The sequence below is a fragment of the uncultured Flavobacterium sp. genome, from assembly GCF_963975005.1.
GTDB lineage: Bacteria > Bacteroidota > Bacteroidia > Flavobacteriales > Flavobacteriaceae > Flavobacterium.
In genome coordinates this window covers 19,661-28,718 of the sequence record NZ_CAXBFR010000025.1, presented here as the reverse complement: position 1 = coordinate 28,718, position 9,058 = coordinate 19,661, and the positions used below count along the sequence as shown (strand labels likewise).

At 29.2% G+C, this 9,058-nt stretch carries 9 protein-coding genes and 1 tRNA gene; 5 read left to right on the top strand and 5 right to left on the bottom strand.

Annotation, left to right across the window (positions count from 1 at the left end; translation table 11 throughout):
• Together porQ and cmk are read left to right on the top strand one after the other, a co-directional pair.
• Positions 1–870 (top strand): type IX secretion system protein PorQ (gene porQ, locus AACZ53_RS04965; protein WP_339835283.1); only part of this gene is annotated, 870 nt, incomplete at its 5' end.
• A gap of 15 nt (positions 871–885) precedes the next feature.
• Entirely contained in the window at positions 886–1,569 is a 684-nt protein-coding gene (gene cmk / locus AACZ53_RS04960) for a (d)CMP kinase (protein ID WP_339835280.1), read from the top strand.
• Between the two features lie 6 nt (positions 1,570–1,575).
• Here cmk and AACZ53_RS04955 read toward each other — a convergent pair whose 3' ends face one another.
• Entirely contained in the window at positions 1,576–2,406 is an 831-nt protein-coding gene (locus tag AACZ53_RS04955) for a hypothetical protein (protein ID WP_339835277.1), read from the bottom strand.
• Between the two features lie 237 nt (positions 2,407–2,643).
• On the opposite strand from AACZ53_RS04955, the gene rpsA reads away from it, so the two are divergent.
• From rpsA to AACZ53_RS04940, 3 genes are all read left to right on the top strand, one after another.
• Positions 2,644–4,413, top strand: coding sequence for a 30S ribosomal protein S1 (rpsA, locus tag AACZ53_RS04950; protein WP_339835274.1), 1,770 nt, complete (start codon positions 2,644–2,646; stop codon positions 4,411–4,413).
• Positions 4,414–4,497: 84 nt separating this feature from the next.
• On the top strand, positions 4,498–4,884 hold the full coding sequence (locus AACZ53_RS04945) for a DUF4258 domain-containing protein (protein WP_339835271.1): 387 nt from the start codon (positions 4,498–4,500) through the stop codon (positions 4,882–4,884).
• Between the two features lie 84 nt (positions 4,885–4,968).
• Positions 4,969–5,043 (top strand) — tRNA-Val (locus tag AACZ53_RS04940).
• 61 nt (positions 5,044–5,104) lie between these two features.
• On the opposite strand, the gene AACZ53_RS04935 is transcribed toward AACZ53_RS04940, so the two are convergent.
• From AACZ53_RS04935 to AACZ53_RS04920, 4 genes are all read right to left on the bottom strand, one after another.
• Entirely contained in the window at positions 5,105–5,677 is a 573-nt protein-coding gene (locus AACZ53_RS04935; protein WP_339835269.1) for a hypothetical protein, read from the bottom strand.
• Positions 5,674–6,855 carry a class I SAM-dependent methyltransferase gene (locus AACZ53_RS04930; RefSeq protein ID WP_339835266.1) on the bottom strand — a complete coding sequence of 394 codons (1,182 nt, stop codon included), beginning with the start codon at positions 6,853–6,855 and terminating at the stop codon, positions 5,674–5,676. The genes AACZ53_RS04935 and AACZ53_RS04930 overlap by 4 nt, the downstream gene beginning before the upstream one ends.
• Before the next feature lie 2 nt (positions 6,856–6,857).
• Complete coding sequence (locus AACZ53_RS04925; RefSeq protein ID WP_339835264.1) at positions 6,858–7,946, bottom strand: AI-2E family transporter; 1,089 nt, start codon at positions 7,944–7,946, stop codon at positions 6,858–6,860.
• Positions 7,947–8,014: 68 nt separating this feature from the next.
• Complete coding sequence (locus tag AACZ53_RS04920) at positions 8,015–8,968, bottom strand: zinc metalloprotease (protein ID WP_339835261.1); 954 nt, start codon at positions 8,966–8,968, stop codon at positions 8,015–8,017.
• Positions 8,969–9,058: the final 90 nt, after the last annotated feature.

The window sequence follows — 9,058 nt, the reverse complement described above, 5'->3', positions numbered from 1 at the left end:
TATGATGTTAATCAAGCCTTTTATAATCCAGCAACTATTAATCCACAAATGGATAATCATTTGTCAGCTAATTATGGTAATTATTTTGGAGAAGTAACTTATGGAACTGCAGCTTATGCTTATACATATGATAGACATGTGCAAACGTTTCATGCAGGTGTAAATTATATCAACTACGGTAATTTTGAAGGAAGAGACGAGCTAGGTAACATAACAGGAGAATTCACTGGAAGTGAAATAGCTTTATCGTTTGGTTATGCACAAAATATTCCTTGGACCGATTTTTATGTTGGCGCTAATGCAAAAATGATTTCTTCTAGTTTAGAAACCTATAGTTCATTTGGTGTTGCAGCTGATTTCGGAATTTTATACATTGATGAACCTAACGATATTAATTATGGTTTAGCCATTAGAAATGTGGGAGTTCAAATTAAGCCCTTTGCAGATACAAACGAAAAATTACCTTTAGCCATAGATTTTGGAGTTTCACAATTGATGGAAAATGTGCCAATTCGTTGGCATTTTACGATGGAAAATCTACAACAATGGCAAATTGCATTTTCGAATCCAAATAGAGCAGAAGGTTCACTTGATGGCTCAGTGCAAGAAGAAAAAGTTTCGTTTTTAAACAATGCAATGCGTCACATGATAATGGGAGCAGAGTTGTTTCCAGATAAAGGATTCAGTATTCGTTTGGGATATAATTTTAGAAGAGCAGAAGAATTACGAATAGTAGACCAACGAAATTTTTCTGGAATTTCAGCTGGTTTTGGAATTCGATTTGGAAAAGTTCGATTCGATTATTCGTATTCAAGATATACTGTAGCTGCAAATACGAGCTTATTTGGAATGATGATTAATTTACAATAAAATATATTTAAGAGTTTGAAAAAAATTACAATTGCCATAGACGGATTTTCGTCAACCGGAAAAAGTACATTAGCCAAACAATTGGCAAAGCATTTAGGTTATGTTTATGTAGACACAGGTGCTATGTATCGTGCCGTGACTTTTTATGCCATGCAAAATGCTTATGTTTCAGAAGATCATTTAGATAAAGAATCCCTTATAAAAGCGTTGCCAACTATAGATTTACAATTTCATTTTAACGAAAAGCTTGGTTTTGCTGAAATGTATTTGAATGGAACAAACGTTGAAAATGAAATTAGAACACTTGATGTTTCACGTTGTGTAAGCCAAGTAGCGGAAGTTTCAGAAGTTCGTGCAAAATTAGTGGCTTCTCAACAAAATATGGGAAAAAACAAAGCCATTGTTATGGATGGAAGAGATATTGGAACTGTAGTTTTTCCTGATGCTGAATTGAAAATCTTCATGAATTCAAGCGCACAAACGCGTGCCGAAAGACGTTACAACGAATTAATCGAAAAAGGCCAACACGTTACTTACGATGAAGTTTTAGAAAACGTACAAGAACGCGATTATATTGATACACACAGAGAGGATTCTCCTTTAGTAAAAGCAGATGATGCCATTGAAATAAATAACTCTACTTTAAACAAAGAAGAACAATTTGATTTAGTTTTGAAGTTGGTGGAAGAGAGGGTTTAAGTTGACTTAATTGTTGTTATAATACTTTCCAATTAAATACATATTTTCTAAAGTATATTCGTTTTCATTTATTTTATCAACTAACTCTTGATTCTCAATTAGTATTTCACTCAATTTTTTTTTGTAATTTAAAGAATGAATATGGCTAATTTCATTATCTTTAATTATATAGTAGTTTAGAGTTCCTAATGGAAAGTTCTTTGAATCACTATTTATTATTAATTTATAAATTTTAATATTGCCACTAGATACGAGTCTGAGATAATCATTCTCATCAATCAAAAATATTTTGTTAGGTATCTTTAAGTAATTATAAATACTATTATTAAAACGATATTCTAATACTTCATTTTTTTCAATCTTAATTTTAACATTGTTTTCTGTTACTAAATATAGTTTTCCAATTAATGGCTTATTAATTGTGCCAAAAAGAGTGTCTGATTTAGTAGTAATAACATAATCTGTTAATTTGTCTTCAATATTAATGTAATCTTTATTGAATTTAGTTTCAATTAGATTGTCTTGTTTATTTTCTTCTTTAGAAGTGGTGTCGTATATTCCATCACTATTATCTCTTTTCTGATAAGTATATATTTTGTCATTATATCTTAAGGATTTACTTCTTTTTAATTTGTGACTAATTGATTTTAAACCTCCTTTTTTATATTTTGCTTTTTTTTCAAATAGTACAAAATCATTATAGCCAATCCTTATTGTTCCGTATATTGTATCATTATTTTTGGTAACCATATAATCTAAATATTCGTTTTGAGAATAAGAATAAACACTTGTAAAGATTAGAAAGAATGAAAGTAGTTTTTGTTTTGTAGTCATCATATTTAACTTGAATATATGCTAAGTTCTATTTTTAGTAAATATAAAACAATTTCAATAATAGTATCTATTAAATTTCTTTGTAAACGTATTGTTATATTATAAAAATTTATTACTTTTGCAAACCTTTTGGTAGAGATGAGTTTCCATTGGGTATCAATAATTTACAAAAATCACTTCTGCTGTTTTTAACTACATAAGAAACTCAATAGAAACACAGAATACAAATTTATTATCAGCATGTCTGAAACAACAAAAACACAAGAACAGTTTTTAGCAGATTTTAACTGGCACAATTATTCTGAAGGAATAGATGTCGTAGATCAAAAAAACTTACAAGAATTCGAAGATTTAGTAGCTAAAACGTTCATCGATACAAAAGATGACGAAGTAGTTGACGGAATTGTAGTTAGAATCACAGATAGAGACGCTATCGTTGATATCAACGCTAAATCGGAAGGTGTTATTTCATTAAACGAATTTCGTTACAACCCAGGTTTAAAAGTTGGGGACAAAGTAGAAGTATTAATCGACATCCGTGAGGACAAAACAGGTCAGTTAGTATTATCTCACAGAAAAGCAAGAACTATCAAAGCATGGGATAGAGTTATCTCTGCAAACGAAACTGGAGAAATTGTTAATGGTTTTGTTAAGTGTAGAACTAAAGGTGGTATGATTGTAGATGTCTTCGGAATTGAAGCATTCTTACCAGGTTCTCAAATTGATGTTAAGCCAATCCGTGACTACGATCAATATGTAAACAAAACTATGGAATTTAAAGTTGTGAAAATTAATCACGAATTTAAAAACGTAGTTGTATCTCACAAAGCGCTTATTGAAGCTGATATTGAGATTCAGAAAAAAGAAATCATCGGTCAATTAGAAAAAGGACAAGTATTAGAAGGTGTTGTTAAAAACATTACTTCTTATGGTGTGTTTATTGACTTAGGTGGAGTAGATGGATTAATTCACATTACTGACCTTTCTTGGTCTAGAATTAACCACCCATCTGAAGTTCTTGAATTAGATCAAAAATTAAACGTTGTAATCCTTGATTTCGATGATGAGAAAACAAGAATTCAATTAGGATTAAAACAATTAAACGCTCATCCTTGGGATGCTTTAGGTGCTGATTTAGCTATCGGTGATAAAGTTAAAGGTAAAGTTGTTGTTATTGCTGATTACGGAGCATTCGTAGAAGTTGCTGAAGGAGTTGAAGGACTTATTCACGTTTCTGAAATGTCTTGGTCAACACATTTACGTTCAGCACAAGATTTCATGAAAATCGGTGATGAAGTAGAAGCAGTTGTTTTAACTTTAGATAGAGATGACCGTAAAATGTCATTAGGTATCAAACAATTATCGCAAGATCCTTGGACTGATATTACTACTAAATTCCCAGTTGGTTCAACGCACACAGGTATTGTAAGAAACTTTACAAACTTTGGTGTATTTGTTGAATTAGAAGAAGGAATTGACGGTTTAGTATATATCTCTGATTTATCTTGGACTAAGAAAATCAAACATCCATCAGAATTTGTAAATGTTGGTGATAACTTAGAAGTTATTGTATTAGAATTAGATGTTGACGGACGTAAATTATCTTTAGGTCACAAACAAACTACTGCTAATCCTTGGGACAAATATGAAGATTCTTTCGCCGTAGGAACTATCCACAATGGTGAAATTGCTGAAATTGTTGACAAAGGAGCAACTGTAGAATTTGGTGATGATATCGTTGCTTTTATTCCAACACGTCATTTAGAAAAAGAAGACGGTAAAAAATTGAAAAAAGGGGAAACTGCTGATTTCAAAGTTATCGAATTCAATAAAGAATTTAAAAGAGTAGTTGCTTCACATACTGCAATCTTCCGCGAAGAAGAAGAAAAGCATGTAAAAGCTGCTGTTGAATCAAATTCTTCAAACAACAATGCTGAAAAATCTACATTAGGAGATATTGACGCATTAGCAGATTTAAAAGCTGCAATGGAGAAAAAAGAGAAAAAATAATTTTTCTTTTCCTTTATATATCAAAAGCCCTAATTTTTTAGGGCTTTTGTTTTTTTAAGCGTATTTTTGCAAAAAAAATAAACAATGAGTTTACGTTATAGATTGGCATTTTATTTATTCGGATTAATGATCGGAATTGTATTCGTATATTTCTTTATGACTAAAAAAGCAGAAGCAAGTGGGGTTAGTTTTTGTTATTTTCCTAATTGTAGGGTTTTAAAAGATCTTCGCTCAAAACCTCTTAAAATAGGAGATGAAGCAACTAAGAAATTCGATGAAAAATGGGTGACGTTAGATGACATAAAAATGAGTTTAGAACATGGAGAGGTAGACTTTTCTGAAAGTAATGAGTCTTTTGAAAACGGTAAATTATACATAGTTGAAGGCAAAACAATTGCAAATCAGAACATTATCATAGAAATGATTAGTTACGAAGATAAAGTCATTCTGAAAGACATAAAAAAAGAATAAATTTTAGTAAAAAACACTTGTAAAAAGCAAATTCTAATGTATATTTGCACTCGCAATACAGAACAAGTATAGTGAGATAAAATAGGGCGATTAGCTCAGCTGGTTCAGAGCACCTCGTTTACACCGAGGGGGTCGGGGGTTCGAACCCCTCATCGCCCACAAAAAAAAATCCACTTTATAAAGTGGATTTTTTTATTCTATCTTTTTTTTTATTCATCCCTTATTCAATACAGTGCAAGTAATCTATAAAATAAGAAGAAGGAGTAGATGTATCTTTAAGTAATTCTGAAGTCATTTTGTTTTTTAAAGCAATATCTTTCTTGTCAGCAACATAAATTATTCGCATTATGGAAATAGGAGATTTTTTTAAATCTTCATAATTATCTTTTACAAACAAAAAATAATTAGTTATAATTTTGATATTACTTTTAGAAGTAGCATCATAAGTTAATGAACTACAATTTTCTTGACTTGAATTGACTAGTGTAACAAATTTTCCGTTTTCTAATTGAAAAATTATTTTTGAATTTTTATCAAAACACAAGGCTGGAATAAACTCTGTACTTTTTTGAATTTGTTGTAAGCCAAGCATTGGAACTCCTTCTGAATTTAGTAACGAAAAGAAAATCATTTCTTTGTTATTTCCAAAAACTCTTTCATGTATTAAAACTTCAGATGTTTTTTTTATGTAGGTTGAATCTGTTTTTTCTTCAAAATCAATTTTACAATCTTTTTTTTGGGCAAATGAAAAGGTTGTAATTAATAAAAACAAGACTAAAATATAATTTTTCATAGGTATAATTTTGTACATATAAGTACGATTTTTTCGTTATTGAGATTTGTTGTAAAGAAAGCAAATATAGTACCACCATCTTTAATTTTAAACTTTTTTTTGATTTCTTCTACACTTAAAGGAAAGTTTCTAGTAGTGCAATTCATTTTTTGATTTTGAAATTGCTTCATAAATTCCTTTTGAAAGGGTAAAATCTGATCTATTTGAAAACTTCGACCTTGAAAGGCTATAATTTCATCTGAGGTGAATAAGTGTGAATGTTGGTGTAATTTATCTATTTTATAAAAATCTGAAATTGCATTCATGTTTCCAGATTTCATAATAGAACTGTAAGGTTCATATAAATATTTTTTTGGTAACGAATAGGAAACGTAATATTCTTTTCTATAAATAGTTTCAAAATGATTTATGGTTTCATTTTCAATGTTTACTGAAGAAATTATAACATCATCGTCAAATCCTTTTTTAATTTCCCAAAGCAATTCTTTAATTTCATTTTTAATAGCAACAATATGAATTTTCTTTACGAAGCTTAATTCATTCAAGCCAGAAGTTAAATCTAAAATTGGTGCTGTTTTAATGAGAATGTTATTGGAGTATTTAAAATAATCTTCCAATAATTCAGGTACATTTGGCAAACAATCATTTAATAGAAATACTTTTCCTTTTACATCATTTCTTCTTGATGGATCAATGTAAATCCAGTCATAAGTAGTGTTTAATTGCTCTAAAACAGCAAAACTATCACTTTGTAAGCAAGTAATGTTATTCTGGTTTAAAACAGTGTAATTATGCGAAACTACTTTAGATAATTCTTTATGCATCTCACAATGAAAAACTTTTTTAAAACGTTTTGCAAAATAGTAGTCATCAACCCCAAAACCACCAGTTAAATCAATAAGTTTTTCACCATTAATAAGAGATGCTTTATAATTGGCTGTACTTTCAGAAGAAGTTTGTTCTATAGAAATTTTAGCTGGATAAACAATGTTTTTAGTTTTAAACCAAGTTGGTAATTTATCTTTAGCTTTCTTTTTGGCAATAATTTGATTAATTAGTTGAGGATAATCAATTGTAGGAAAAGGATTTTTCTTTAAAGCCAATTCAGAAGTATTTGCCTCTAACATACTTTGGATAAAATCCTGAACTTCCTCTGATAATAAGATTGAAAAATCCAAAATTAATTACTTTTCGTTATCAATTTTACAAATGTATTTTCCGGAAAAAACTCTTTTGCAATTACTTTCAAAACAGTATACAATGGTACAGCTATTATCATTCCTGTAATTCCAAATAGATAACCTGTCATAAGAATAACTAAGAAAATTTGTAAGGGATGCGAATCAGTACTTTTTGAAAAAATAATTGGCTGACTAAAATTGTTGTCAATAAATTGAACTAACATAAATCCAATTACAACATATATGGTTGTTGGAATTATTTCTGTAGAAAAGTCTCCTTGAATGTTACTTATCATTGTTAATATAGCGGCTAAAACTGTACTAATTATAGGTCCAACATAAGGAATGATATTTAATATTGCACACAATAGCGCAATTATAAAGGCATTGTCAACACCAAATATTAATAAAACGACTAGGTATAAAATAAAAACGATAAACAATTGAAGCATTAAGCCAATGAAATATCTTGATAAAAGAGCATTACTTTTTCTAACTGAATCGACAATTTTTTCTTTGTTTGAATTTGGTAAAAGACTTTTAAAACTTTTAAAATAATAGGCTTTGTCTTTTAATAGAAAAAATGTGATAAAAATTACAGAAACTAAACCAACACTAAAATTACCTAAAACATTTATAATCCCGTTAATTAGGTTAGGTACAAAATTAAAATCTATACTTTTAACCATTGAAGAGCTGTCAAATACTTTTGAGAGATTAATGTTGTATTTTGAAAAGTAAGTAGTTAATTCATCTAGTATAGTGCTATAATTTTGTTTTAATGAATTAATATCTAATAAAGATAATTTATCAACTTGATTTATTATTAAGGGTACAAAAAGCAGAATAAAACCAACGAGAATTAAAATAAATATAAACAGAGTTGTGGCAACAGCTAAGGTGTTTTTGAATTTTAATTTTCCTTTTAAAAACTTTACAACTGGACTTGCTATTAAAGTAAAAACAATAGAAATTATCAAATAAACAATAACTGTAGATACTTGGTAAATTATATAAAGACTTAATGCAACAAGTATTAATATGCCTATTGCTCTTAAAATTCCGTTAGCTAATGATTTTGATGTCATACGGCTAAATTAAAAAAAACTCGCTATAAAATAACGAGTTTTTAAATTTAATTTTAAACTTATAATAATTAAGGTTGAGCAAAAGAATTTCTTGCACCACCAGTAGAGAAAATAGTTAGCATTCTACTTTTTTGGCCGTTTGAAAACATATACATACATGCATCATCCGTATAATCCATATAATTCATTGTCATTTCTACAGGAGTTCCTGAACAAGTTGAATAATGAGGAAAAGAAGGACAACCATAATTTGCAGTATTGTGAGAAGGTGTATCATTTACTAAATCACTTCCACAAGTTGCATCTCCCCAAATATGTCTTAAGTTCATCCAATGACCAACTTCATGAGTTGCAGTTCTACCTAAATTAAAAGGAGCAGAAGCAGATCCATTTGTTCCCATAGCATTATTATCTATTACAACTCCATCAGTCGCAGAAGAACCTCCAGGAAATTGAGCATAACCTAAAATTCCACCACTCATATTACATACCCAAAGGTTTAATTTTGTAGTAGGACTAGTAGGAGCGATTCCACCTCTATTTGATTTTTTCATAGAATCGTCAGTTTTCCAAGATACTTTAGTTGTACTTTTTCTAACAACAGCATCTAAAACAAAAGTTATTCCAACGTTTGCTTTAACTCCAGAAAATGTAGAAGGTACATTATTAAAATCTGAATTTGTTGCATTAAAGTCTTTATTCAATACATCGATTTGAGATTGAATTTGAGCTAAAGAAATATTCTCAGCTGTTGTTTTGTATAAAACATTAACAACAACAGGAATTTCAATTCTACCATTTACTAGTCTACCTTCTTTTATAGCTAATTCAGTAAATGATTCAATTTCATTCATTCTGTCAGCCAATTTTGGGTCTTCATTTAATTTGTTTAAAAGAACATCGTGTGAGGCACAACCTCTGTGTGCAACTTCGTTAGTTGCAGAAACTAAATCAGTAGAATCATTTTCTGTACAAGAAAACAATAACATCAATAAAGATGCTGATAAAATCAATTTTTTCATATAATAAAATTTGGTTTGTTAATATGGTACAATTTTAGTCAAAAAATTAACACAAAAACAAAAAGTTAATAAATATTATAAGAAATATTT

What these genes read in the sequence shown, in the direction of transcription:
- AACZ53_RS04935 (WP_339835269.1), bottom strand. Translation starts at nt 5,677, where the DNA reads ATGAAAAATTATATTTTAGTCTTGTTTTTATTAATTACAACCTTTTCA.
- rpsA (WP_339835274.1), top strand. Translation starts at nt 2,644, where the DNA reads ATGTCTGAAACAACAAAAACACAAGAACAGTTTTTAGCAGATTTTAAC.
- AACZ53_RS04945 (WP_339835271.1), top strand. Translation starts at nt 4,498, where the DNA reads ATGAGTTTACGTTATAGATTGGCATTTTATTTATTCGGATTAATGATC.
- AACZ53_RS04925 (WP_339835264.1), bottom strand. Translation starts at nt 7,946, where the DNA reads ATGACATCAAAATCATTAGCTAACGGAATTTTAAGAGCAATAGGCATA.
- AACZ53_RS04920 (WP_339835261.1), bottom strand. Translation starts at nt 8,968, where the DNA reads ATGAAAAAATTGATTTTATCAGCATCTTTATTGATGTTATTGTTTTCT.
- AACZ53_RS04955 (WP_339835277.1), bottom strand. Translation starts at nt 2,406, where the DNA reads ATGATGACTACAAAACAAAAACTACTTTCATTCTTTCTAATCTTTACA.